Annotated in this window: 24 protein-coding genes and 1 pseudogene; 9 read left to right on the plus strand and 16 right to left on the minus strand. The window is 61.0% G+C overall.

All coding sequences use genetic code 11. The features are described 5' to 3' along the window. Positions 1-25 precede the first annotated feature (25 nt). Positions 26-1144, plus strand: coding sequence for a THUMP domain-containing class I SAM-dependent RNA methyltransferase (locus ACZ1HN_RS22655; RefSeq protein ID WP_472729124.1), 1119 nt, complete (start codon positions 26-28; stop codon positions 1142-1144). An 84-nt stretch (positions 1145-1228) separates the two neighbouring features. Here the strand turns inward: ACZ1HN_RS22655 and ACZ1HN_RS22660 are convergent, their stop codons facing one another. From ACZ1HN_RS22660 to ACZ1HN_RS22720, 13 genes are all read right to left on the minus strand, one after another. Beyond that, complete coding sequence (locus ACZ1HN_RS22660; protein WP_472729125.1) at positions 1229-1876, minus strand: DUF1523 family protein; 648 nt, start codon at positions 1874-1876, stop codon at positions 1229-1231. Positions 1877-1886: 10 nt separating this feature from the next. After that, on the minus strand, positions 1887-2150 hold the full coding sequence (locus ACZ1HN_RS22665) for a hypothetical protein (RefSeq protein WP_472729126.1): 264 nt from the start codon (positions 2148-2150) through the stop codon (positions 1887-1889). 4 nt (positions 2151-2154) lie between these two features. Next, entirely contained in the window at positions 2155-3486 is a 1332-nt protein-coding gene (locus ACZ1HN_RS22670) for a DUF6638 family protein (RefSeq protein ID WP_472729127.1), read from the minus strand. Continuing rightward, the gene (locus tag ACZ1HN_RS22675) at positions 3483-3779 is read right to left on the minus strand and encodes a hypothetical protein (protein ID WP_299600006.1); all 297 of its coding nucleotides are present in this window, start codon (positions 3777-3779) and stop codon (positions 3483-3485) included. The genes ACZ1HN_RS22670 and ACZ1HN_RS22675 overlap by 4 nt, the downstream gene beginning before the upstream one ends. Next, positions 3776-4069, minus strand: coding sequence for a hypothetical protein (locus ACZ1HN_RS22680; protein WP_472729128.1), 294 nt, complete (start codon positions 4067-4069; stop codon positions 3776-3778). Before ACZ1HN_RS22680 ends, ACZ1HN_RS22675 begins: the two co-directional genes overlap by 4 nt. Next, positions 4069-4437 carry a hypothetical protein gene (locus tag ACZ1HN_RS22685; protein ID WP_472729129.1) on the minus strand — a complete coding sequence of 123 codons (369 nt, stop codon included), beginning with the start codon at positions 4435-4437 and terminating at the stop codon, positions 4069-4071. Before ACZ1HN_RS22685 ends, ACZ1HN_RS22680 begins: the two co-directional genes overlap by 1 nt. Before the next feature lie 4 nt (positions 4438-4441). Further along, the gene (locus ACZ1HN_RS22690) at positions 4442-4786 is read right to left on the minus strand and encodes a hypothetical protein (protein WP_472729130.1); all 345 of its coding nucleotides are present in this window, start codon (positions 4784-4786) and stop codon (positions 4442-4444) included. Positions 4787-4896: 110 nt separating this feature from the next. After that, positions 4897-6831, minus strand: coding sequence for an AAA family ATPase (locus ACZ1HN_RS22695; RefSeq protein WP_472729131.1), 1935 nt, complete (start codon positions 6829-6831; stop codon positions 4897-4899). A gap of 72 nt (positions 6832-6903) precedes the next feature. Next, positions 6904-8022: a hypothetical protein gene (locus ACZ1HN_RS22700; protein WP_472729132.1), complete on the minus strand. Its 1119-nt coding sequence runs from the start codon at positions 8020-8022 to the stop codon at positions 6904-6906. 77 nt (positions 8023-8099) lie between these two features. Next, positions 8100-8480 (minus strand): hypothetical protein, encoded by a 381-nt coding sequence (locus tag ACZ1HN_RS22705; RefSeq protein ID WP_472729133.1) that lies wholly within the window; start codon positions 8478-8480, stop codon positions 8100-8102. Positions 8481-8482: 2 nt separating this feature from the next. Further along, positions 8483-9559 (minus strand): hypothetical protein, encoded by a 1077-nt coding sequence (locus ACZ1HN_RS22710; RefSeq protein ID WP_472729134.1) that lies wholly within the window; start codon positions 9557-9559, stop codon positions 8483-8485. Positions 9560-9793: 234 nt separating this feature from the next. Then, positions 9794-11002 carry an aminopeptidase P family protein gene (locus ACZ1HN_RS22715; protein WP_299600016.1) on the minus strand — a complete coding sequence of 403 codons (1209 nt, stop codon included), beginning with the start codon at positions 11000-11002 and terminating at the stop codon, positions 9794-9796. A 98-nt stretch (positions 11003-11100) separates the two neighbouring features. Next, positions 11101-11892: an alpha/beta hydrolase gene (locus ACZ1HN_RS22720; protein WP_472729370.1), complete on the minus strand. Its 792-nt coding sequence runs from the start codon at positions 11890-11892 to the stop codon at positions 11101-11103. 78 nt (positions 11893-11970) lie between these two features. Between ACZ1HN_RS22720 and ACZ1HN_RS22725 the strand changes: the two genes are divergently transcribed. From ACZ1HN_RS22725 to ACZ1HN_RS22735, 3 genes are all read left to right on the plus strand, one after another. Beyond that, positions 11971-13446, plus strand: a complete 1476-nt coding sequence (locus ACZ1HN_RS22725) for an NAD-dependent succinate-semialdehyde dehydrogenase (protein ID WP_472729135.1) — start codon at positions 11971-11973, stop codon at positions 13444-13446. 175 nt (positions 13447-13621) lie between these two features. Continuing rightward, complete coding sequence (locus ACZ1HN_RS22730; protein WP_299207859.1) at positions 13622-14287, plus strand: L,D-transpeptidase; 666 nt, start codon at positions 13622-13624, stop codon at positions 14285-14287. A gap of 155 nt (positions 14288-14442) precedes the next feature. Continuing rightward, positions 14443-15150 carry a class I SAM-dependent methyltransferase gene (locus ACZ1HN_RS22735; RefSeq protein WP_472729136.1) on the plus strand — a complete coding sequence of 236 codons (708 nt, stop codon included), beginning with the start codon at positions 14443-14445 and terminating at the stop codon, positions 15148-15150. A gap of 45 nt (positions 15151-15195) precedes the next feature. Here the strand turns inward: ACZ1HN_RS22735 and ACZ1HN_RS22740 are convergent, their stop codons facing one another. Beyond that, positions 15196-15489 carry a hypothetical protein gene (locus tag ACZ1HN_RS22740; RefSeq protein WP_472729137.1) on the minus strand — a complete coding sequence of 98 codons (294 nt, stop codon included), beginning with the start codon at positions 15487-15489 and terminating at the stop codon, positions 15196-15198. Positions 15490-16036: 547 nt separating this feature from the next. Between ACZ1HN_RS22740 and ACZ1HN_RS22745 the strand changes: the two genes are divergently transcribed. The 4 genes from ACZ1HN_RS22745 to ACZ1HN_RS22760 all read left to right on the plus strand — a co-directional run bounded on the left by ACZ1HN_RS22745 (position 16037) and on the right by ACZ1HN_RS22760 (position 21085). Beyond that, positions 16037-16483: an alpha/beta hydrolase family protein gene (locus ACZ1HN_RS22745; protein ID WP_472729138.1), complete on the plus strand. Its 447-nt coding sequence runs from the start codon at positions 16037-16039 to the stop codon at positions 16481-16483. Positions 16484-16501: 18 nt separating this feature from the next. Then, entirely contained in the window at positions 16502-17470 is a 969-nt protein-coding gene (locus tag ACZ1HN_RS22750; RefSeq protein WP_472729139.1) for a threonine dehydratase, read from the plus strand. Between the two features lie 85 nt (positions 17471-17555). Next, positions 17556-19727 (plus strand): esterase-like activity of phytase family protein, encoded by a 2172-nt coding sequence (locus ACZ1HN_RS22755; protein WP_472729140.1) that lies wholly within the window; start codon positions 17556-17558, stop codon positions 19725-19727. Between the two features lie 98 nt (positions 19728-19825). Then, positions 19826-21085 carry an Hsp70 family protein gene (locus tag ACZ1HN_RS22760; RefSeq protein WP_472729141.1) on the plus strand — a complete coding sequence of 420 codons (1260 nt, stop codon included), beginning with the start codon at positions 19826-19828 and terminating at the stop codon, positions 21083-21085. 3 nt (positions 21086-21088) lie between these two features. Here the strand turns inward: ACZ1HN_RS22760 and ACZ1HN_RS22765 are convergent, their stop codons facing one another. Next, entirely contained in the window at positions 21089-21583 is a 495-nt protein-coding gene (locus tag ACZ1HN_RS22765) for a ClbS/DfsB family four-helix bundle protein (protein ID WP_472729142.1), read from the minus strand. A 143-nt stretch (positions 21584-21726) separates the two neighbouring features. On the opposite strand from ACZ1HN_RS22765, the gene ACZ1HN_RS22770 reads away from it, so the two are divergent. After that, entirely contained in the window at positions 21727-22170 is a 444-nt protein-coding gene (locus ACZ1HN_RS22770) for a GFA family protein (protein WP_472729143.1), read from the plus strand. Between the two features lie 74 nt (positions 22171-22244). On the opposite strand, the pseudogene ACZ1HN_RS22775 reads toward ACZ1HN_RS22770, so the two are convergent. Continuing rightward, a pseudogene (locus ACZ1HN_RS22775) lies at positions 22245-22708 on the minus strand (Hsp20 family protein). Positions 22709-22778: the final 70 nt, after the last annotated feature.

Consider the following 22778-nt stretch of genomic DNA (forward strand, 5'->3'; position numbering starts at 1 on the left):
GGGCCGCTTGCCTATAGACGCTGTCATGTCCACGCAAACCACAGCCCCGATCTTTGCCATCACCTTGCCCGGGATGGAGGATACGCTTGCCGACGAAGCGCGTGCGCATGGCTTTGATGTGCAAGGCGTGACGCCGGGCGGCGTTCATATCGGTGGCGGGTGGCCCGAGATTTGGCGCGCCAATCTTGAGCTGCGCGGTGCAACGCGGGTCTTGTGGCGCATGGGGTCCTTCATGGCGTTCCATCTGGCCCAGCTGGACAAGCGGGCCCGCAAGTTTCCATGGGCAGAGGTGTTGCGCCCGGATGTGCCTGTGCGGGTTGAGGTTGCGACCTCGCGCAAATCCAAGATTTATCATGCCGGTGCTGCGACCAAGCGAATTGAAACAGCTTTGGTTGAAAGCGCGGGCATGACCGTGGCAAGCGACGCGCCCATCACCCTGAAGATACGCATTGACGACAATCGCGTAACGATCAGTGTGGATACGTCTGGCGAGCCTTTGCACAAACGCGGCCACAAGGAAGCGGTGGGCAAAGCCCCCATGCGCGAGACGCTGGCTGCGCTGTTTCTGCACCAATGCGGCTATGACGGGACGCAGCCGGTTTTTGACCCGATGTGCGGATCGGGCACTTTTGTCATCGAAGCCGCAGAGATCGCTGCCGGGTTGCAGGCCGGGCGGGCGCGGAGTTTTGCCTTTGAACATCTTGTTGGCTTTGACGCAGGCGCCGTGTCGGACGTGCGCACGTTTAAGCGGCGGGGCGCACCACAGGTGCGCCTTACCGGGTCGGACCGGGATCAGGGCGTCATCGCCATGGCGCAAGCCAATGCCGAAAGGGCCGGGGTGGCTGATTTGGTCCAGTTTGATCAAGGAAGTGCAGGCGATATCACCCCGCCCGATGGGCCGCCCGGTTTGGTGATCGTGAACCCGCCCTATGGCGCGCGCATCGGCAACAAGAAGGCGCTGTACCCGGTCTATGGCCGGTTGGGACAGGTGCTGTCGGACCGGTTTTCCGGATGGCGTGTGGGCATCGTGACCAGCGAGGCGTCACTGGCGAAAACAACCGGTTTGCCCTTCGAACCCGAGGGGCCCAGCATCGCCCATGGCGGATTGCGCGTGAAGCTTTGGAGCACACATCCCTTGCCGTAAGGCGCAGGTGTCCTGCGCCGGGCGGGGCGGATCGAGATCCGCCTTACGGGGCATTTCACCTGTAAGGCGGAGGTGTCCTCCGCCCTATTTCGATTTCCAAGTGTCCAACCAGCGCCGGATGCGCCCGCGCCGCTCAGACACGGCATCGCCTGCGGCTTCCCAACTATCCTGCATGTCTTCCAGCCGCGGATCGATCCGCGCCCGACGAAACCGTCGCCAGCGCACCCAGATGGCATAAAAAATCGCCACGATGATTGTCAGGATGATGATGTTGACCCACGGGATGCCTTTGGACGCGTCCGGCCCTTCGACCTGTCGCAAGGATATTGCATTGGGAAAGATCGTCAGAAATTCGTTCCGCCAGCCGTAATGCGTCAGCACATACCATTCAGGTGCGGCACGGTTGGACACGGAATCCGCCGCCTCGGTATACAGGTTCGAGGTGTCAAACTTGAAATAGGGCGGCCAGCTCCAGCCTGTATCCTCGTTCCGGTAGACCATGGGCCGCCCATTGGCCCGCACCGTCTGGATGAACTGCACATCGCGGTTGATCAGCCCGTCGGACTGGGTGTCGGGCCGTGACCAGAACATGCGCGTCCAGTCCCCAAGCTCTTGCCGTTCTTCATAGGTGTTCACGATCCGCACGATGTCGCGCTGGGGCAACGTATAGTGCAGGAACGCCCCCACCACGACCCAGAAGGCAATCAGTAATGTCCAGCCGATGTAACGCATAACGTCCCCTTCAGGCGAAATTCACAAGATAGATGATCAACCCGACAAGGGAGATCGGCACGATATAGACACCAAGGATCAGCTTGCGCCTGAGCGATCCATTGTAGTCAGCCAGCCCGTCTTGCACGTAAGCCTCGCGTGGGCCGGGTTTGTCACCTGTGTCCCATTCCTCTTCCAGCCGGTCGCGCGCCCGCGACCGCGAGTAGAGCGACAGACAGACATAGATCACCGTCAGCACGACAAACGCGATCAGGAACAGTCGGGCCAATACCATAATCTTACCTCCTCACCGCGCCCCAGGGGCCAACCCGCGCGATCAGGTCGCGGGGCTGTGGGGCTGGGTCCATGGGCGCGTCGTGACCAAACAAAGCCTGCCGCGCGCCAACCTTGTCGGCCTTGTACTCGGCTTCGAGGTACTGCGCGACATATTCCTTTTTCGCCTCGGGCCATGTGGCATAGGCCGCATAGAACGCCTGTTTGTGACATATGAACAGCTGACGCACGTCGCGCGGGCAAAGCTCGGCCAGCAGCATGTTCACCAGATCGGCATCCGGCGTGTCGGCTGCGCGCAGTGTGTAGAAATAGGCGGGATGTTCTGAACTGATCCGCGGCCACTTGCCCCCGTTCTCGGCCCAGTTGACCAGATCAGCCAGACCGCGGAATTCATCCGGCAGCAGGTGCGCATGTTCACGGGCCAGCCTGCGCATGTCACGCCTGCTTGTTCCGGCCAGGTCCACGCCCGCCTCTGTCACGGTCGAAACCAGAATGAAGTCCATCTTCTGCCGCAGGATTGCAGCCCCGTTGATGCCGCGTGCCTTGACCACCGGTTCGACCAGATCGTTGTATTCGAGGAATTTGGCGATCCGGTTCCGGTCGGTCAGGTCGAATGTGTATTTGGTCGGCACGCCTTCGGGCTTGTCCCCCGCTGCGATGGTGGCCGGATGGTCGAGCGTCTGGAAGATATAGAGCCCGCCGAAATGCGCGGTCCAGAAGTTGCCCTTGTCCATCTTCAGCGGTTTCAGCTTGACCGGGTTGCGCGTCACATCGCCCGTTTGCCCGGCAAGCTGGATCATCTCGCCAATCAGCACATCATCGAACCACGCGTCGTCTTCGCTCAGGAACCTGTCGACCTTGCCCGCCAGTGTATCGGCATTGCGCACCGTACCCCGGGTCGTGTCCGCCTCGACCGTGATGGCGCGCAAGTCAAAGAGACGCGCGGGCTGAGAGATGTCGTAGACCGTGTTCACCAGCTCCCCCGCCACGGCATCGCGGGCGGTGAGGGCAAAAAGGGCCGCTTCGTTTTCAGCGATGAACCGTTTGAGGATGCCATGCGAGGTGGAGAATTTCGCATCGAGCAGCGGGCATTTGCGTTGCTCGGTCGACAGCAGGATGAACTGCCGGTTGACCCCGTTGTGGTTGAGGTAGAGCGGATCTCCCAACTCGTTGCCGACCTCGGGCGAGTAGCCGGAGATGTCGATGTAGAAATCGGTGAGCGCAGTCCGCTTGCCCGTCAGGTGTTCAAGCGCACGGTTGTAACGTTCGACCAGCGCGGGGGAGGCCACGTGGAACAGGTTGCCGAACATCAGGCCGCGTTGGATGAGGCGGATCATGAGCGGTCCCTTCTGAGTTGCGCCAGCCGCACGACCAGCACGCCGACGCTGGGCATGCTGAGCGACAGGAGCGCGTTGGCGAACCCGGCTTCCCCGCTTGGGCCGAGGATGGGGAGCGGCAGGCCCATGGCTTGGATAACAAGCACGAGGAGAGCCGCGATACCGATGATGACGCTGGTGCAGAGCATGCCAAGCAGGAAGTCGGGCAGCGGGAATGCACGTTTGAGCATGGGAGGCAGAACCCATGCGGCGGCCACGACAAGGCCCATGGCGATGATTCCGGTGATGATCATGGCGCGGCCCTGCCCAGGCGGAAGATCAGCGGTGTCGCGAGGGCCAGAAGCGGCAGGGCGAAGCTGCGGAAGGTGATCTGGAGGTTGTAGCCGATATAAGCAGGCCAGGAGTTGTTGAAGAGCAGCATGGTTTCGGAGAGCGGCGTGCCTTCGAAGCCCATGGCGGTGTGGATGGCGGCTTGGGTAGGGAACAGGAAGGCAGCGGCGGTGACGAAGCCGACGACGCCCCAGCGGAGGGGGAGGACGGAGCCGAGGATGAGGGCGGCAATGGTTATGATGATCAGCAGCATCAGCTTTCCCTTTCTGCCATGTCCTTGCCCCGCCAGTGTTCGACCTGCTGTGCGAGGTTCAGCCAGCAGAGCAGCATGATCGGCAACCACGCTACAGCAAACAGGAGCGAGCCGCGGACCGCAATCTCGATGGCAAGGAGGAGACTGCCTATTTCGGCTGTACGCGCAAATTTTTCCGGCTGCAGGGCGGCGAAAAGACCTGCGGAGACGAGGATAAGAACAAGAACTGATGCGGCAATGGCGACGGCCACCTTACGATACGAGCGGGTGTCGGATGGGGCGATGAAGCAAGGGACGATCCAACCAAGCACTGCGGCGACGAAGAGTGGGAGGCCCGTGTTCCAAAGGGTGATTGTGTCAGAGGTCATCGCGTCACGTTTGCTCCGCGTCTGGAATGGCCTTTTCGGAATATACGTAAATCACTGGAATCCAAATTTCTGATGTCAAAAAAGTAGCCACCCAATAGAGCCCCCAGTAGTCATCTTCGGATCCGCAAAGGCTGTGTAGGTTCGTGCCCCAAGTGTGGCCTGCCACTGCGAAGAGCAATGTGCCAACGCCAAAACAAACGGGTGCAGCAAGCAAGGTCACAACAATCCGATGTCCACGCTCGACTTGAATTCGGCGCGAGATCACCCTCGCCAATAGCCATGCAACCACACAAAGAGCGACAAGCGCAGGCAAGCTTTCCCAAAACAAAAGAACGGAGAAGTAGCCCATCTATTCGCTTTCCGCAGAAAGAGAGACAAGGCAAAGCCTCCGATCACACGAAACCAAAGGGAATCCGTGCAGTCTCTTTGATATGTCTGACTGCACTACTCGCAACCTTGTCACCCCTTACCTCCCAAATACCTCTTCTTCGCCTCTTCCTGCCGCCCAAAGTCGCGCACCATCGCCTTGATCGCCACTTCATCCGACTTGTCCGCATAGCGGAACTCGCTATCCGCGTACCGGTTGATCTCCTGCACCACCATGTCGACCGTGATCGGCACGCGCAGCTCTTCGATCATCGCTTTCTTTTCGTCATAGGTTTTGAACAGGAACAGCTCCGGCTCCTCCATCCACTCATCGGGCAGTTCGAAATCCATGGCGCGGACCTTGACCGCATCCGTGATGTTCTTGATCGCGCGGCCCGTGAACAGTTCGTCCGCTTGCTGGATGCCCTTCAGATAAGTGCCGAGCTTGGCAATTGTATCCAACTCGCCGATATCCGAATGCACGCGGTCAAAGACCTCCATCAGCCCCGGTTCGTGCGGGCGGGAATGGCTGTCGAAGCTGGCGGCGACGGCCTTCTTGATCTCTTGGGCCGAGAACAGCTCGTGCGCGCCCATGGGGATGTCGTGGTTCTTGCCCATCAGGAGCGCGAGGATGTCGATGTAATCCTCGCGCGTTTGCGGGCCATCAACGAGGAACCGCGCGCCCGCCCGCTGGCGCAGGGCGTCGTCCACATTCTCGGGGTAGTTCGAGAACATGCCGAAGGTGCAATTGCCGCGCACGACGGTGTTGGCCCCGGCAAAGCTTTCCATCAGCACGGCGGTGATTTCGAGTTGCCCGGCCGATGACTGCCGGTCGCCGCGCTTGCCCGCAAGCTGGTCGATGTCGTCGATGGTGCCAAAGCCGATGACGTTCGGGTCGATGACATTGTTGATGAACGCCTTGGCGTTCTGGCCCGACTTGCCCTGATAGCTGTCGATGTTGTCGGTGCTCAGGTTCTGGTAGCGGAAGGCATAGCCCGCGACGCTGCAATAGTCGTTGATCAGCCCCGCCATCATCTGGATCAGCGTGGTTTTCCCCGTCCCCGGCGCGCCGTCGCCCATGAAGGTGAAGATGAAGCCGCCCAGTTCGGCAAAGGGGTTGAGCCGCCGGTCGAAATCATAGGCCATCAGCATCTTGGCGAGCTTCATGGCCTGGTATTTGGCGATGTGGTTGCCCACGACCTCGTGCGGTTTCTTGAAGGTCATGGCGAGGGTCTGGGTCTTGGCCTTGGTCGCGGGGGTGAAGCCCTGGACGGTGAAATCGTCGGCTTCCACGTGCCAGCTGGCCCCGGTGAACGGGGCAAGACGCGGGGCGTTCTGGGCGCGCAGGGAGACCTTTTCCATCAGCGCCTCAGCAAAGGCAGTGATGGTGGCGACAAGGTGTGTGTCGTCGGGGGCGTGGGTGGCGATGTCCTGATCAAGTTCCCAGAGGGCCCCGTGCAGGGCGGTCTGGCCGTTGTCGGTAAGTATTTCCTCGACCTCGCCGACTTCTGCCGTGACTTCGGTCTGGTGGGCGGACAGCAGGTAGGCGGTGGCGTTGCCGAAGACATAGAGGGTGATCAGCGCCTCGGCGGCGAGCAATTCGGCAAACTCGGTCTTGCGGGCGGCGGGTAGCGCCCCTTCGAGGTTGGCGCGTTTCAGATCGCCAAGGCCTGAAACGGAGGCGTAGTTTTCCGCCACGGCCAGCGCGAAGGAAATGGCGCGGCGCAGGGCATTCAGCACGGTGGCTTGCACGGGCGACATCAGCGCGTCGTCATCGTCCGCCCCTTCGATGGTGGCCATCAGCTGCACGGCCCCGGTGGGCACGGTTCGGCGGGTGACAAGGCCCGGCGTGGTGGTGCGGAAGCGGCGGCGGGTGCCGATGCCTGTGGAGCGTTCGGCTTGGGGCGCGTCCTTGCCCTTACCGATGCGCGGCGCATGGTCGAAGCCTTGGAGCATGGACAGGGCCATGGGGTAATGCGCCGTAATCTCGGCCTCGCGCAGTTCCATCTGATCTGACGTTTGGCTCATATCACCGTCCAATACTTCTCTGTTTCAAAAAAATCCCCCCCGGAGGGCCGATTTGACATCTCGCCGCTCCCTTTAGTACCGAAGCACCCGCCCCGACGGGCTGACCACGAATTTGCGGACCGAGCCGAAACCGGGCGGGTTCATTTCTTCGAGCGCCTGAAAGGCGCGTTGGGGCAACACGATGCTGCGTTCCATCCGCGTGGCCCCTAGGTCGGCGCCGCGGCCCGAGAAGGGGTCAAGGGCAAAGACCTCGCGTTCGACGGACGAGAACCAGCCCGAGCGTTCCTCGATCACGCGTTCGGAATGCAGGTCTTCTTCGGTCCAGACCAGCGCCCAGTCCTGCCCTGCGGGTGCGCGGGCGGCTTTCAACACATCTAGAATCGGCCCCGATTGTTCCGTGAAGGCCGAGGAATACATCGGCCCCGCATAGAAGCGGCGCAGGCGTTTGGGGTGGATGTCGTCGAAATCCTCGTCGAACCCCTTGGCGATGGTCACCAGCTTCAGCTTGCCGAGCGATTGGGCCATCAGATGCGCTTGGGCTTCGGGCCAGCGGCGGGGGTCTTTGGGCAGGGCGGTGCGGCCCGTGTCCTCGACCTCCATCATGTAGATGACGGGTAGGTTCAGTTCGGTGTCGTAGACGGCCCAGTGGATGCGGAAGCTGCGGCGGTCGTCACTCAGGTTGCCGGTCCAGACGATCTGTGGATCGTTGCGGGGCCAGAAGAGTTGTCCCTTTTGCAAGTCTTCGTAATAGAGCCGCTGGGACAGGGCGAATTGCAGTTTCGTGGGCACCTGGCGGTCGCCGATAATGACCTCGACCATCTGCTTTTTCAGCTCATCCGCGGTTTCGATGCGATCGAGATGGCGGTCGGCCTGCAACGCATCGGAGGCCATGGTCAGCAACTCTTCAGCCGCCGGAAAGCCGCTGTAGCGCGTGTCGATGGCGAGGCTGCCAAAAAAGCGGCCGGTGTCGCGGCCAACCAGCAGGTACTTCTGGCTGAGCGCACGGAAGGTGAAGGTCAGTTCGGCGATGTAGCGGGTGAGGATTTTGACCTCATCCCGGTTCAGGTCGCCTTCGGCTTCCATCACACCCGCAACGCGGGCGAGGTGGCCGGTGATCGTCTCGAACTTCTTGAAGTAGCGGCGCGATGCGAAGAGGTCGGTGAGGCCGGAGGTTTCGGGATCAGCGTTCATTATATCTTATGCTTGCGGTTCAGGTTTTTCACTGTTCAAGCCAGCGCAAACCGAGCGAAAGGAGTATCCATGTAGCATTAGATGCCGGTCTGTTCTCTAATGATTTGGCGAACTTCATTGGGGCTGATTGTATATACGCCGCCCTCGGCGTCGCGCCAAAGTTGCACACCTTCCTGAAAAATCGCTGCATCAAATTGGAGCGCTCGCCTTGCAAGGCGGCATTCCCCAAGGGTACCTCCAGCAAAAGGCAGATGCCCTGCTACCATGAGATTCTTGTCAAACATTTGAACATGCACCGCGACTTTATCATCGCCAAAGGGCTCCATGATGCCGACATGCAAAAACAGACCGCCAGAACAGGCCAGCCAATCTCCTTGCCGCAACTCAGCCGCCTTAAGCGGAGCAACGAGCAAGAGAAGTCCAGCGGTGCTCAATCCCACCTGCTTTAGAATGCGCATGGTTACGCCCCATACGCATTGCTGTCGTGCTTCTCCACGATCTGCGCGAACCGCCGCGCAAACCGCTCATCTGCCTTCGCCTTTTGCTCCAGCACATCACGGGCGAACACCATCTGGTCTTCGTGGGCTTCCAGCATGTCGGCCATGCGGGCATTCGTTGCGGCACCAATCCCGGCCATGGCGGTTTGCGCTTCCTGGTCCGTCTGCACGCCGATCTCGTTGATGCGGTGGGCGACGTCCTGTTGCTGGGCCGTTTTCAGCGACTTGGTCAGCGCATCATAGAGCACCACGCGTTGCTTGGTGTCTGTTTGCAGCTTGTTGATTAGCACCATCTGAGTCGCGGCCTGGTTTTGCAGCGAATCCACCCAAGTCTTGCCCTTTTCGATATAGCGTTCGAGTGTCTGGGACTGGGCCACCTTGACCTGCTCTTCCTGCACCATCTCGTTGTATTTCGAGTTCATGTCGGCCAGTTCCGTCTCAAGCGCGGTGCGCTTGGCGGCGTCGGTTTCGGACGCGATCTTGTTTTCCAGCGTGATGATCTGCGGATCCATCGCCTGAATGTCACCTTGCAGGGCCGAGAGTTCCTGCACCGTCAATTCGCGCTCGTCCAACGTCTCGGTCAGGTTCGCTTCGACCTTGGTCTTCTGCTCTTCCAGCATGGTCAGCTGGCCTTGTAGCAGTTGCACGATCACGTCGGATTTCGAGATCAGGTCTTGCAGCTTGTCGTCAATGGATGCGGAGCGCACGCGTTCCTGGCGCATGGATTCCGACTTCGCCTTGGCAAAGATGCCGACGAAGCTCTCCCAGCCCGTTTTGGACCGCATCTCGTCAAAATCCTTGGAGAACGCCGCCGTGACATCGTCCAACCCCATGATCAGCTCGGCAATGTTGGCATTCATCACGTCCGTATGGGCGTGCACGTCTTCGAGCGTGGCATTTTCGATATCCATCGAAATGTCATCGCCTGATTTCATCTTGGCGCGCGCCATTTCGATCCGGCTGGTCAGCTCAGCAATCTTTTCCTGTGCCTCTGCCACCTGGGATTGAGATTCCTCAACCTGGCTCGCGAAATCCGCCATGAAATGTCCTTTCCACTCAATGCGTTGCGACAGATATAGTCAATGTAACACGCATTTACATCTGTCTGCGTCCATATTTGAGGGGATAGTTGCAAAAACACAGCGTCATGGAAAGGCGGGCTTGTATCGAATGCAGATTAGCGACGAAAGCCTGTGCTTTCGCCGCCCACATGTGAAGTGGTCCGCCCTGCTGAGCGGTGCAAATGCGTGGCGGGACGGGGCCCGCCGCCCGTGTCAGCCGACGACGTTGCTGTCCGGTCCGTAGGGAAAGCCGGTGATGTTCTCGTTACCGTCCTCAGTGATCACGAGGATGTCGTGCTCGCGATAGCCGCCGGCGCCGGGCTGCCCATTCGGAATGGTCAGCATCGGCTCCATCGAAATGACCATCCCCGGCTCGAGCACCGTGTCGATGTCTTCACGCAATTCCAGACCGGCCTCGCGCCCGTAGTAGTGCGAAAGCACACCGAACGAGTGGCCGTATCCAAAGCTGCGATATTGCAGCAGGTCGTGTTCGCGGAAATAGGCGTTCACGCCTTCCGTCACCTCGGCACAGGTCACGCCGGGTTTCAGCAGCGACATGCCCAGCTCGTGCGCCGCCACGTTGTGGTTCCAGATTTGCAGGCTGGCGTCATCCACTGTTTCAACAAACAGCGTCCGCTCTAAAGCCGTGTAGTAGCCCGAGATCATGGGGAAAGTGTTGAGCGACAGGATATCGCCCCGTTCCAGCACGCGGCCTGTGACCGGGTTGTGTGCGCCGTCGGTGTTGATCCCCGACTGGAACCACACCCATGTGTCGCGGTATTCGGCGTCGGGGAAACGCTTGGCGATCTCCATCTCCATCGCGTCGCGGCCTGCCATGGCCACGTCAATCTCGCGCACGCCCGCCTTGATGGCGTCGCGGACGGCGTAGCCACCCACATCGGCCACCTGGGCGCCGTGGCGAATCAGGGCAATCTCGGCCTCGGACTTGTGCATGCGCTGAAGCATGGTTGTCTCGTACAGGTCGACGGTTGCGACGGGCTTGAGGAAGTCCTCCATCTTGGCCTGTTGCAGCAGCGTCAGGTGATCGGATTCAATGCCGATCACGGCGCTCTCGCCTGTCACCTCGCGCACGGCGCGCCAGAAATTGTCGCGCTGCCAGTCGGTGTAGGTGATGTTGTCGCCATGGCTGCGCCGCCAGGGCTGGCCTGCGTCGATGCCCGCGCTGATGGTGACACAGGCATCTTCGGTCACGACACAGGCGTAAGGACGGCCAAAGGCGCAATAGAGGAAGCCCGAGTAGTAGGCGACATTGTGCATCGAGGTGAAGACGGCGGCGCTGGCGCCTTGCGCTTCCATCCGTTCGCGCAGCTCGGTCAGGCGCGCGTCATACTCGGCGGCGTCGAACGGCAATGCGTCCTTGGTGCCGTTGTGAAAGCGGTAAAAATCGGGGCGAGCGGTCATCCTTGACCCTCCTTTTCAGAAAGGTCCCGGCGTTCAGGACGGTTTGGGCTGGAAATGCGGGCGACGCCATCGCCCGCGGCCACGCCACATCTGGCGCGTCACGGTGTCGTCGTCAAGCGCTGGATCATGTCACTGTCCGGGTTCGCCAGCGCGTCAATGACGTTGAAGTGGTGTTCGCCCTTGGTGACAACGTGATCGGCACCCCATGCCTTGGCCAACCAACGCGCCTGATCAAGAAAAACAGGCCGTTCGTCCGCCCCGACCCACACCGTGACGGGCGTGTCGGGTTTTGGTTGGCGCATGGGGCTTTCGGCGCGCGCCATGCCCACATCCATACCGAAATCTACGTTCATCGACGTTTCCAGCAGCGGTTCAAGGTCGGATATGGGCGAGATGGGCATCACGTGGGTGAGCCGCGACAGAACGGATGCAGGCAACATACCGGGCGCAAGCATGCGCGCGACAAGGTGCCCGCCTGCCGAATGACCGGCCAGGCTGATCGGCCCCATGCTGCCTTCGGCCACTGCCATCACGGCCTGCGCGATTTGCTGCGTGATCCCCGCGATCCGCACGGTCGGACACAGATCATAAGAGGGCATTGCCACGCACCAGCCGTGGGCCAACGCCCCCGTCGCCAGATGCGACCAGTACGATCGGTCGAACTTGAGCCAATAGCCGCCATGCACAAAGATCAGCGTGCCCTTGGCCTCGCCCTCGGGCATGAAGTGATCAAGGGCCATCCGGTCGGAGGGACCGTAACTCAGGTTCAGGTGCGCGCGCGTGCCAAGACCATCCCGAAACGCTTGCGCCGCCTCTGCCCAGCGTGGTGGATAGTCAGCGGCCCCGTCGATATAAGCGCCGTTGGCATAGGCATCGTCCATGTCTGGCATCATGACCCTCCTGACTTTGGAACTGGACAAGCCTACCCCGTGTCGTTTGACATGCAACAGACCCGAAAAGGACGCACCATGCTTGATCAAATCACAGACCTCAAATCCATGCTAAAGGATCGCTCGTTGCTGGAAACCCGCGCCTATGTGAACGGCGCGTGGATCAGCGGGGACGCAGGCACGTTCGATGTGACCAACCCGGCCCGCGGCGATGTCGTGGCCGAAGTGGCTGACCTGAGCCGCACGCAGGTGGCTGAGGCCATTGCCGGCGCAGATGCCGCGCAAAAGGACTGGGCGACGTGGACCGGCAAGGAGCGTGGCGCCGTGCTGCGCCGCTGGTTCGAGTTGATGATGGAGCATCAGGACGATCTGGGTACCATCCTAACCGCCGAGCAGGGCAAGCCGCTGGCCGAGGCCAAGGGTGAGATCGCTTATGGCGCTTCCTTCGTCGAATTCTTTGCCGAAGAAGCCAAGCGCATCTATGGCGAAACGATACCCGGCCACCAGCGCGACAAACGTATCACGGTATTGAAACAGCCCATTGGGGTGGCGGCGTCGATCACGCCGTGGAACTTTCCCAACGCCATGATCACCCGCAAGGCGGCACCGGCGCTGGCGGCGGGTTGTGCCTTTGTCGCCCGTCCGGCGGAGCTGACCCCGCTGTCCGCCATCGCCATGGGCGTGCTGGCCGAGCGGGCCGGTATCCCGGCGGGCGTGTTCCAGGTGGTGACAACCTCGAACGCCTCTGAAACGGGCAAGGAGTTCTGCGAGAACCCTGCCGTGCGCAAACTGACCTTCACTGGCTCGACGCAAGTGGGTCGCATCCTGCTGCGGCAGGCCGCTGATCAGGTCATGAAATGTTCGATGGAGTTGGGCGGCAATGCCCCCTTTATCGTCTTTGACGATGCCAATCTGGACGCTGCCGTCGAAGGCGCGATGATCTGCAAGTTTCGCAATGCGGGCCAGACCTGTGTCTGTGCCAACCGGATCTATGTGCAGGCCGGGGTCTATGACGCCTTTGCCGCGAAGTTGAAAACTGCCGTAGAGGCGTTGAAAGTTGGTGACGGGCTTGAGGACGGTGTCACGACCGGGCCGCTGATCACGGACAAGGCAGTTGAGAAGGTTCAGGATCATCTGGCCGACGTGATCAACAACGGTGGCGCGATCCTGACCGGGGGCAAGGCCCATCCGCTGGGTGGTACGTTCCTGGAACCGACCGTGGTGACGGGGGTGACGCAGGATATGAAGGTCGCGCATGAAGAGACCTTTGGCCCCCTCGCGCCGCTCTTTAAATTCGAGGACGTGGACGATGTGATTGCGATGGCCAACGATACGATCTTTGGTCTGGCCGCCTATTTCTATGCCAACGATCTGAGCCGGGTCTACAAGGTGGCGGAAGAACTGGAATACGGGATGGTCGGGGTCAATACCGGCATCATCTCGACCGAGTTGGCACCCTTTGGTGGGGTCAAGCAATCGGGGCTTGGTCGCGAGGGGTCGCATCACGGGATCGAGGAGTTTCTGGAGATGAAGTATATCTGCATGAGTGTCTGATGTCCCATGATGGGACAGAGCATGGCCTTTGAGATTTCAAGGGTTTACCGGGGCGCATTTACCAACGTTTAAGAATTGCGCCCTCACATGGTTGTGACCTCAGACGGGTATGATTGCCCGAGGGTGGGCATCTGTTCTATTCATGTTTCACCCGAGTGCGAGGAATTTTTGATTCATGTTGACCAGACGCCATTTCGTAATGACAACCGCCGCCCTTTTTTCGGCACCCATTGCCGGGCCTGCATTGGCACGCCCTATTTCCGATCAATCAAAATGGTCCGCGTGGGACTCCCAAGTCACCCCGGCCAATTTCGACCTGACAACATCGAACCCCTGGGGTGTGCACCGCCGGTTCCTGCCGCAGCGCGTGCAGGCCAATGACGGGTTGAAGCCGGGTGACATCCACGTGGATGCCGTGGCGCGGTATCTTTACCACATTCAGGCGGACGGCACGGCCATGCGCTATGGTGCGGCCATTGCGCGGGGCAACCTGTATGAGCCGGGCACCTACACGATCAAGCGCAAGACCAAGTGGCCGACATGGACGCCAACCAAGGCAATGATAGAACGCGATCCGGACTTGTTTGAAAAACATGCCGATGGGATGAATGGCGGCCCCACGAACCCTCTTGGGTCGCGCGCGCTGTATCTGTTTGTCGGCAATCGCGACACGTATCTGCGCATTCACGGCACGCCCTACCCCCGCTCGATCGGCGGACGGGCCAGCTCGGGCTGTGTGCGCATGATCATGGCGCATATCAACCAGCTTTATCCAAGCGTCACACCCGGCGCGACGGCGTTCCTGTACCCGTCCGAAGACGGTACGACGGCGGCGAGCTAGGGTCTGCGTTTCAGGCACTTGCGTCGGTTCTTACGAAGGGGGCCGTCGCCAGGCTTGGGCACCCCAGTCGTGTTGGTAACGTCTGGAAACTTGGCAAGGAACCGCCCTTGCGGGACGTCGCATTGCCCCCATCACCGTGCTATTGCGTGAGCGTGATGGATTGGGACCGCTCCGCACATGCCTGGATTGAGGCACAAGGCACGCATGGTGACTTCAGCCGTAGGCGCGTTCTGGACGTGCCGATGCTGGACCGCGTACACGCCTTTGCACCGCGCGCGCTCCTTGATCTCGGCTGCGGCGAGGGGCGGTTTTGCCGCCTTCTTGCCGACAAGGTCGAGACGTTGGTCGGGTTGGATCCTTCCAAGGCGCTGTTGTCCCGGGCACGCGAACTTGGCGGGGCGCGGTTCGTTCACGGCCGCGCTGAGGCGCTGCCGTTCGAGCGGGCCACGTTCGATATGGTCGTATCTTACCTCAGTCTTCTCGACATCGAGGGCATCGAAGCCGCACTTGACGAGGTCAGGCGCGTCTTGCGCCCCGGTGGCCGATTTCTGTTTGCGAACCTGACAGGCTTCGCGACCGCCTCGGACATCAAAAGCGGCGGGTGGCGTGTCCAGCCCGATGGGGCGCGCAAGATCATCGTGCGCCGCTATCTGGAGCCTCACGCTGTCAAGGCGGAGTGGAAGGGCATCACGGTCACCAACTGGCACAGGCCCCTGTCATTTTACATAACGCAACTCTTGGAGCGTGGGATGACATTGACGCATTTTGATGAGCCAGCCGTGCCGGAGCCTGCCGACCTGAAGGAACAGGCTTACAACAATGCACCGTACCAACTGATCATGGAATGGCAGGCACCCGGCTAGATTCAGCGCCTGCTGGACAGACGCCCATATGACGCAGCGGGCTGATCAGGTGGCGGCGGGGGTCGCTTCTGCCTCAACCTGCGTGCAAATGGGGCGCCCGTCGCGGGTGCGTAGCGGCAGGAAGGTCGTCTCGACCGGGCCAACATGACGGTAGACAAGGCACCCATCAGCGGGGTCGACCTTGACCGCGTTCAGGTCCTGTTTTGGATCGGCCAGTGTCAGGATGCGCTCTGGCAGGGGCGAGAGGAAAGGCCCGCCTGCTGCGCCTGATTGCGTGGTCTCGTCACAGGCAGCCAGCATAACCATCGCCGCTGCAAGCATCACTCCGGTCCGTTTCATGTCCATCCCCCGTGACATTGGTCGCTGGTCTTTGCCAAGCGTCTGCCCCTGTTATCGTGGCATGTGTCCCCGCCTGCAACGGGCTGATCATCTGACGCCGACGTGAGTTGCGCGTCCGCAACGATTCCTGTGTGCTGGCGGGATCCAACACCCGGAGCACAACCATGTCCCGTTTCCTTGCCGCCTTGTTTGCCCTTGTCTTGTTTCCGCTGCCCGCGTTGGCCTGTGGGGGGCGTGATGACTCCTGTGCCCTGCCCAGCGGCAATTACCATATGGCCGTCCCCGAGGTGGCAGCGCCGCGGGGCATTGTCATGCATCTGCATGGCGGCGGAGGGCGCGGGCGCGGATTGCTCAATTCCGGCCTCGCACGCGAGGCGTTGGCACGCGGCTATGTCTTTGTGGCCCCCGATGGCGATCAGCCGAACCGCCGGTTCAAACAGGACTGGTCGGTGCGGGGCAAGAACCTGGACTATGACAGGCAGGATTTCGGCTTCCTGCCCGAGGTGATGGCCGACGTGCGCGCGCGGACCGGGCTGGGGGGGGCACCGTGCTGCTGGCCGGTTTTTCGCGCGGCGGGTCGTTTGTTTGGGACATGGCCTGCCAGATGCCTGAATTTGCCGATGCCTATGCCCCGCTTGCGGGTGCATTCTGGGACGATCTGCCAACCGACTGTGCGGCCCCGGTGCGCCTGTTTCATACCCATGGGTGGAATGATCGGACTGTCCCTCTCGAAGGACGCTCCTTTGCCGATGGGGCGGTGGTGCAGGGCGATGTCTGGGCCTCGTTGAAAATCCTGCGCGAGACCAATGGTTGTGACGCGCGCCAGCCTGAACGCAACAGTTTCGAGGGTGATTTGTGGTTCCGCCACTGGACCGATTGCGCCGCTGGCGACATCCGCCTGATGCTGCACAAGGGTGGGCATGGCGCGCCGCAGAGTTGGGCCACGCGCGTCATGGACTGGTTCGAGGGCAAGGGGCTGGACGCCGAGGGGTGATCGGGGTCAGATGCGCCCATGTTGACCCGTTCCGATCTTGAGACTGCCGCCGCCTTTGTCCACGCCCGCATGGCTCCAACGCCGCAGCACCATTGGCCACTGTTGAGTGCCGCCACGGGGGCCGAAGTGTGGGTGAAGCACGAGAACCACACGCCCACCGGGGCCTTCAAGGTGCGGGGCGCGCTGACCTTCATGGATTGGTTGGTGCGCACGCACCCGGATGTGCCGGGCATCTGCACAGCGACGCGTGGCAATCATGGGCAAGGGCAGGCTTGGGCCGCGACGAATGCAGGGCTGACGGCCAAGGTCTATGTCCCGCGTGGCAACTCGGTCGAAAAGAACGCAGCGATGCGCGCCTTTGGCGCGGAGTTGATCGAGTTTGGCGACGATTTCGATACCGCGCGTGTAGAAGCCTATCGCGTGGCCGAGGAAGAGGGGCTGTTCATTGTCCCGCCCTATCACCCCGAGCTGGTGCGTGGCGTGGCGACCTATGCCTATGAGCTGTTCAGTGCGCGGCCTGATCTGGACACCGTCTATGTCCCCATCGGCTGCGGGTCGGGCATTTGCGGGACGATCATGGCGCGCGACGCGCTGGGGTTGTCGGCCAAAGTGGTTGGCGTGGTGTCGGATCAGGCGCAGACCGCGAAGCTTTCGGTCGAGGCCGGGCGGTTGGTCGAGGCGAATTCAGCCGCGACCTTTGCCGATGGCATGGCCGTGCGGGTGCCGGTGCAGGAGGCGTTCGACATCTATTCCAAGGGGGCCGAGCGCATCATTACGGTCAGCGATGACGAGGTGGCCGACGCCATCCGGTTGTATTTTACTGCAACGCATAATGTGGCCGAGGGTGCGGGGGCCGCCCCATTGGCCGGGTTGATGCAGGAACGGGCGCAGATGGCGGGCAAGTCCGTGGGCGTCATCCTGTGTGGTGGCAATATCGACACGGGCTGGTTCCGCACCGTGCTGGATGGCCATACGCCTCAGGTCTGATTTTACAAAACTGACATATCACTGTTACGTCTGCGTCAAGCAAACGCGCCACTTCGTGCGGGATTTGATCCCGATGGAGTGTCTGATGACCAAACCCCTTATGTGCATGACTTCGGCCCTGGCCCTGATTGCAGGTGCCGCTGCTGCGGACGGCCATGCCGAAAAGAATTTCAACCGCATTGCGTCTTTCCCGGTCGTGACCAACATGGCCGAGGGCGAGGATACGTCCCGCGAAACGTCGCCCGAGATCATCGACGTGACAGCCGATGGCATGACGCTGGTTTACACCGACAGCCCGCTTGAAGCCTTGGGGCTGGTGGACATCACCGACCCGGCGGCCCCTGCCCCGCTGGGCAACATCGCTTTAAATGGCGAGCCGACGAGCGTTGCCGTGATCGGATCGACCGCTTTTGTCGGCATCAACACCTCTGTATCCTTCACCGAACCGTCAGGCCAGTTGATGGCGCTGGCTGTCCCTGCGGGGACAGAGTTGGCATCCTGCGATCTGCCGGGTCAGCCCGACAGCGTGGCCAAAGCCCCCGACGGATCCTTTATCGCCGTGGCGATTGAGAACGAGCGGGACGAGGACCTGAACGACGGTGTGATCCCGCAACTGCCCGGCGGTGGTGTGGTGCTGGTGAACATGGTTGATGGCAATTTGGATTGCGCGTCACTGCAATATGTGGACCTGGCTGGTTTGGCCGACATAGCGCCCAGCGACCCCGAGCCGGAATATGTGTCGATCAACGCCTTGGGTGAGACGGTGGTGACCCTGCAGGAAAACAACCACATGGTTGTTGTTGCCCGCGACGGAACGATTGTGAACCATTTCCCCGCCGGTGCCGTGGACCTTGAAGGCATCGACGCCACGGATGAACGTGGCGCGCTTATCTTTACCGAGAGTCAGATGGGCCGCCTGCGAGAACCCGATGCGGTGACGTGGATTGATGACGAGCATTTCGCCACCGCCAACGAAGGCGACTACCAGGGCGGGTCGCGGGGTTGGACGATCTTCCGCAAGGATGGGCGGGTTGTGTACGAAAGCGGCGTGAGCTTTGAACATGCGCTTGTCCAGATCGGGCACTACCCGGACAAGCGGTCGGACGCCAAGGGCGTTGAGCCGGAAAGCGTGACCTTTGCGGAATTCGATGGCACGCCTTTCGTGTTTGTGGGGTCCGAGCGCGGTTCAATCGTGGGGGTCTATGATGTGACCGATCCTGCGGCGCCTATACTCAAGCAGATGCTGCCTTCGGGTGTTGGGCCAGAAGGCTACGTCACGATCCCCGCGCGCAACCTGCTGGTGTCGGCCAATGAAAGCGACCTGATCGAAGATGGCGGCGCCCGGGCGCATGTCATGCTGTACGAATTTGCAGAAGGTCCGGCAGCCTATCCCCACCTGACCTCGGCCGGCATGGAGGAACTGACCAGTTGGGGTGCCTTGTCCGGCATGGTCGCGGATGAGGATGGCATGATCTATGCCGTGTCCGACAGCTTCTACGGCTTTCAGCCGCGCATCTTCAAAATCGACCCGTCCCAGTCCCCTGCCCGGATCGTCGAGGCCATCGACGTGACCCGCGCAGGCCGCCCAGCGCAAAAACTGGACATGGAAGGTATCACCCTTGATGGCGATGCATTCTGGATCGCGTCCGAAGGGCGCACGGATCGGGTCATTCCCCATGCGATCTACAAGGTCGAGGCGGATGGGAACATTGACAAAGAGATCGGCCTGCCGCCGGAGTTGATGGCGGTTGAGAAACGCTTTGGCTTTGAGGGGATCACCAAGGTCGGTGACACCCTGTGGATGGCCGTGCAGCGCGAATGGAAGGACGATCCGGCGCACCACGTGAAGCTGGTGGCCTACAATATCGAGACCGAGGAATGGGGCGCTGTTCACTATCCCAAGGCCGAGCCCGCCAAGGGCTGGGTGGGCCTGTCGGAGATCGTGGCGCATGGCGATCACGTCTATATCGTTGAGCGCGACAACCTGCATGGGATCGAGGCGGTCACCAAGAAGGTCTACCGCGTGCCGCTGGCCGACATGCAGCCTGCGCCCCTGGGTGGTGAGCTGCCCGTGGTCAGCAAGGAAGAAGTGCGCGATCTGATCCCCGACCTGACATCGACCGGCGGCTATGTGCTGGACAAGGTCGAAGGGCTGGCGATCACATCCGATGGCACCGCATGGATTTCGACCGACAATGACGGGGTCGATGACCATTCGGGCGAGACGATGTTCTTTTCCATCGGGCAGGTGAACTGACCCACACAGCATGATCTGGAAGGGCGTCAGGCATCCGCTTGACGCCCTTTTTCTTTGCGCATACACCCCGCGCTTTTCCGCATGGTCAGGGGGACGGTATGGCACACACGTTGGGCATCGATTTCGGCACCTCGAATTCGGCCGCGGGCTATGTCCGGGACGGCAAGCCGCATCTGGTGACCATGGCGCCGGGGGAAACGACCCTGCCGACGACCGTGTTCTTTGACTATGACGCGCGCAAGATGCTGATGGGGCATCCGGCAAACGATGCGCTGCTTGATGGGATCGAGGGGCGGTTCATGCGCGCACTCAAACGGGTGTTGGGCACCTCGATCATGCACGAAAAGCGGCAGCTGCTGAATGAGCGCATGACCTTTGTCGATATCATCGCGCGCTTTCTGCGCGAAGTGAAACGGCGGGCCGAGGCGGAGGCGGGACACCCCTTTGACCATGCGTTGTCCGGGCGGCCCGTGGTTTTTCATGGCACCAATGATCCGCGTGAGGCGCAGGCCGAGGCGGATTTGCGCGCCTGCTATCTGGCGGCGGACTTTAGCGACGTGTCGTTTCTGCCCGAGCCGGAAGCCGCGGCGATTGCATCGGGCGCGCTGGACCGTCCGGGCGCAACCGGCCTGATCGTGGATATCGGCGGCGGGACGTCGGACTTTTCGGTCTTTCGCACGGGCAATGACGGCGTCACGATCCTGGCCAATCACGGCGTGCGGATTGGCGGCACAGACTTTGACAGATCCATCAGCATCGACCGTGTCATGCCCTTGTTTGGGGCAGGCACCCTGATCCGCAATGCCATGGGGCCGGGCACCCTACCCGCGCCCAAGGGTATCTTCAACGATCTGGCGACATGGGAGAAGATCCCGTTCCTTTACACCGCCAAGACGCGCCGCATGGTCAGCGACATGGTGCAGTTGTCAGAAGAACGGGACAAGATGGGGCGGCTTGGCACGGTGCTGGAGCACGAGTTGGGCCACGATGTCGCCTTTGCCGTGGAACAGGGCAAGATTGATGCCAATTCCGGGCGCGACGATGCGGTGATTGCGCTGGCTCAGGTGGCAAGCGGCCTGACTGCCGCCCTGCCTGTGGACGCTTTACGCGGTATCCTTGATCCCCATGCAGCCGCCCTGCGCCTTGGCGTGGCCGAGACGTTGGAGATGGCGGGCATAGAGGCAGGACAGATCGATCAGGTGATCTATGTCGGTGGGTCCAGCCTGATGTCGATGGTGACGGACACAATGGGCGAGAGCTTTCCCGACGCGCGGCATTCGTTTTCCGAGGTGTTTACCGCCGTGGCGGATGGGTTGGCACTGGCTGCCGATCGGCACGACGCACCCGCTGTGACATGACGTTCATCCTCGCGCTCTGAGTGCGGCGCGGATGTACTTGGCGGCAGACCGGTAATGGCTGGGCCCCGCGGCTTCGGCCCAGCGCCCCGACCGCCAGTCATTCTGTGCCCCTTTCATGGGACCGCCATACAGCTCATCATTCGAGCGATCATTGATGAAGCCCGTCAGTTCGCCGTGCTTCTTTTTCAGCAAGGTAACGGCTTGTGGCCAGTCCAAGTGGGATTGCCGCTGCCTGAGGTCCGCGTTGTAGCGTTTGAGTTCATTCCACTTGTACCCTTCCGCCGGGAAATGAACGGTTTTTCCTGCCTGCCCATCCCGGTACCACCCCAGGAACAGGTCGATCCAATGGGCGCGGTGGGCGATGACATCCTTGATCGAGGTGTCGTCGGCGTCCTTTTGTAGAGCGACATCGGGGGGGATGGTTTCGATCAGCTTTTCCAGCTTTCCGAAGTCCTTTTGCGTGATGTCGATGAGTTCCGTTTTCCTGTGTGCGGGCATGTCCAACTCCTTTCGACGCCATCGAAGCAGACTGCGCGGCGTGACGCTTTGCGATGGATCAGTTGAGCAGGCGTGTTTTTGCGGGGCGTTGCAGCCAGTGCCGGGTGCCGTATCATGACCGCGTGGGTTGGAGGGGCACGGATATGGCCGACACGATCACCGGAGGATGCCAATGCGGCGCGGTGCGCTTTGCGATTGACCGTTTGGGCATGGCGAGCATCTGCCATTGCCGCATGTGTCAGAAAGCCTTTGGCAACCTCTTTACCACGCTTGTCCATGTCGAAGGCGTCACGTGGACACGCGGGGAACGGGCCATCTTTCACAGCTCGGACACGAATTGGCGCGGGTTCTGCAAGGAGTGCGGCACACCGCTGACCTATGAATTCGAGGGGCATATCGAGATTGCGGTGGGTGCGTTGGACAATCCGGATCTGGCTGCGCCGACGGTGCAGGTTAACGCGCAGTTCCAGCGCAGGTGCTTTTCCGATCTGAGTACCCTGCCCGAAAAACCGGCCGCTCAGCAGGCCGAAGATGCGCAGTGGAATGCCTCTGTCGTGTCGCATCAACACCCGGATCAGGACACCTGATCACATTAAAAACCCCGAGGCGCGCAAGCACCCCGGGGCCGTCCGACAGGGAGGAGAAAGTCGGACGTTAGGCCTTAGTTCACGGCCTTGGCGTCAACCACGTCGGTTTCGATCGCCTTCTGGCTGGCAATCTCGATCCGGCGGGGTTTGAGGGCTTCGGGCACCTCTTTGACCAGGTCGATATGCAGCATGCCGTTTTCGTGGGAGGCACCCGTCACGACGACATGGTCGGCGAGATGGAACCGGCGTTCGAATGCGCGGGTGGCGATGCCGCGGTGGAGGTAGGTTGTGTCCTGTTCGTCAGCCTTGCGGGCCGAGACGATCAAGCTCTTTTCCTTGACCTCGACACCCAGGTCGGCGTCGGAGAATCCAGCGACCGCAATCGAGATGCGATAGGCATCTTCGTCGGTCTTTTCGATGTTGTAAGGGGGTAGCTGTTGGCGTTGCTGTCCGTCGCAAGGACCCGGTCCATCAGGTCGGCAATCTGGTCAAAACCAACGGTTGCGCGGTAGAGCGGTGCAAAATCATATGTACGCATGTCATCCTCATTCAGAGCGATTAACGGCGGGCCCTCCATCCTTGGACAGACCCGCAGGGTTGCTATGGTC

It is taken from the genome of Tateyamaria sp. GN1-10 (assembly GCF_055693845.1).

Excerpts from the sequence above, each read along its gene's own strand:
- ACZ1HN_RS22765 (WP_472729142.1), bottom strand. The coding sequence starts at position 21,583 with ATGCCCGCACACAGGAAAACGGAACTCATCGACATCACGCAAAAGGAC.
- ACZ1HN_RS22670 (WP_472729127.1), bottom strand. The coding sequence starts at position 3,486 with ATGATCCGCCTCATCCAACGCGGCCTGATGTTCGGCAACCTGTTCCAC.
- ACZ1HN_RS22680 (WP_472729128.1), bottom strand. The coding sequence starts at position 4,069 with ATGCTGCTGATCATCATAACCATTGCCGCCCTCATCCTCGGCTCCGTC.
- ACZ1HN_RS22685 (WP_472729129.1), bottom strand. The coding sequence starts at position 4,437 with ATGACCTCTGACACAATCACCCTTTGGAACACGGGCCTCCCACTCTTC.
- ACZ1HN_RS22740 (WP_472729137.1), bottom strand. The coding sequence starts at position 15,489 with ATGAAACGGACCGGAGTGATGCTTGCAGCGGCGATGGTTATGCTGGCT.
- ACZ1HN_RS22725 (WP_472729135.1), top strand. The coding sequence starts at position 11,971 with ATGCTTGATCAAATCACAGACCTCAAATCCATGCTAAAGGATCGCTCG.
- ACZ1HN_RS22705 (WP_472729133.1), bottom strand. The coding sequence starts at position 8,480 with ATGCGCATTCTAAAGCAGGTGGGATTGAGCACCGCTGGACTTCTCTTG.
- ACZ1HN_RS22655 (WP_472729124.1), top strand. The coding sequence starts at position 26 with ATGTCCACGCAAACCACAGCCCCGATCTTTGCCATCACCTTGCCCGGG.
- ACZ1HN_RS22730 (WP_299207859.1), top strand. The coding sequence starts at position 13,622 with ATGTTGACCAGACGCCATTTCGTAATGACAACCGCCGCCCTTTTTTCG.
- ACZ1HN_RS22665 (WP_472729126.1), bottom strand. The coding sequence starts at position 2,150 with ATGGTATTGGCCCGACTGTTCCTGATCGCGTTTGTCGTGCTGACGGTG.
- ACZ1HN_RS22770 (WP_472729143.1), top strand. The coding sequence starts at position 21,727 with ATGGCCGACACGATCACCGGAGGATGCCAATGCGGCGCGGTGCGCTTT.
- ACZ1HN_RS22690 (WP_472729130.1), bottom strand. The coding sequence starts at position 4,786 with ATGGGCTACTTCTCCGTTCTTTTGTTTTGGGAAAGCTTGCCTGCGCTT.
- ACZ1HN_RS22695 (WP_472729131.1), bottom strand. The coding sequence starts at position 6,831 with ATGAGCCAAACGTCAGATCAGATGGAACTGCGCGAGGCCGAGATTACG.
- ACZ1HN_RS22660 (WP_472729125.1), bottom strand. The coding sequence starts at position 1,876 with ATGCGTTACATCGGCTGGACATTACTGATTGCCTTCTGGGTCGTGGTG.
- ACZ1HN_RS22710 (WP_472729134.1), bottom strand. The coding sequence starts at position 9,559 with ATGGCGGATTTCGCGAGCCAGGTTGAGGAATCTCAATCCCAGGTGGCA.
- ACZ1HN_RS22675 (WP_299600006.1), bottom strand. The coding sequence starts at position 3,779 with ATGATCATCACCGGAATCATCGCCATGGGCCTTGTCGTGGCCGCCGCA.
- ACZ1HN_RS22760 (WP_472729141.1), top strand. The coding sequence starts at position 19,826 with ATGGCACACACGTTGGGCATCGATTTCGGCACCTCGAATTCGGCCGCG.
- ACZ1HN_RS22720 (WP_472729370.1), bottom strand. The coding sequence starts at position 11,892 with ATGCCAGACATGGACGATGCCTATGCCAACGGCGCTTATATCGACGGG.
- ACZ1HN_RS22735 (WP_472729136.1), top strand. The coding sequence starts at position 14,443 with ATGGATTGGGACCGCTCCGCACATGCCTGGATTGAGGCACAAGGCACG.
- ACZ1HN_RS22715 (WP_299600016.1), bottom strand. The coding sequence starts at position 11,002 with ATGACCGCTCGCCCCGATTTTTACCGCTTTCACAACGGCACCAAGGAC.
- ACZ1HN_RS22755 (WP_472729140.1), top strand. The coding sequence starts at position 17,556 with ATGACCAAACCCCTTATGTGCATGACTTCGGCCCTGGCCCTGATTGCA.
- ACZ1HN_RS22700 (WP_472729132.1), bottom strand. The coding sequence starts at position 8,022 with ATGAACGCTGATCCCGAAACCTCCGGCCTCACCGACCTCTTCGCATCG.
- ACZ1HN_RS22750 (WP_472729139.1), top strand. The coding sequence starts at position 16,502 with ATGTTGACCCGTTCCGATCTTGAGACTGCCGCCGCCTTTGTCCACGCC.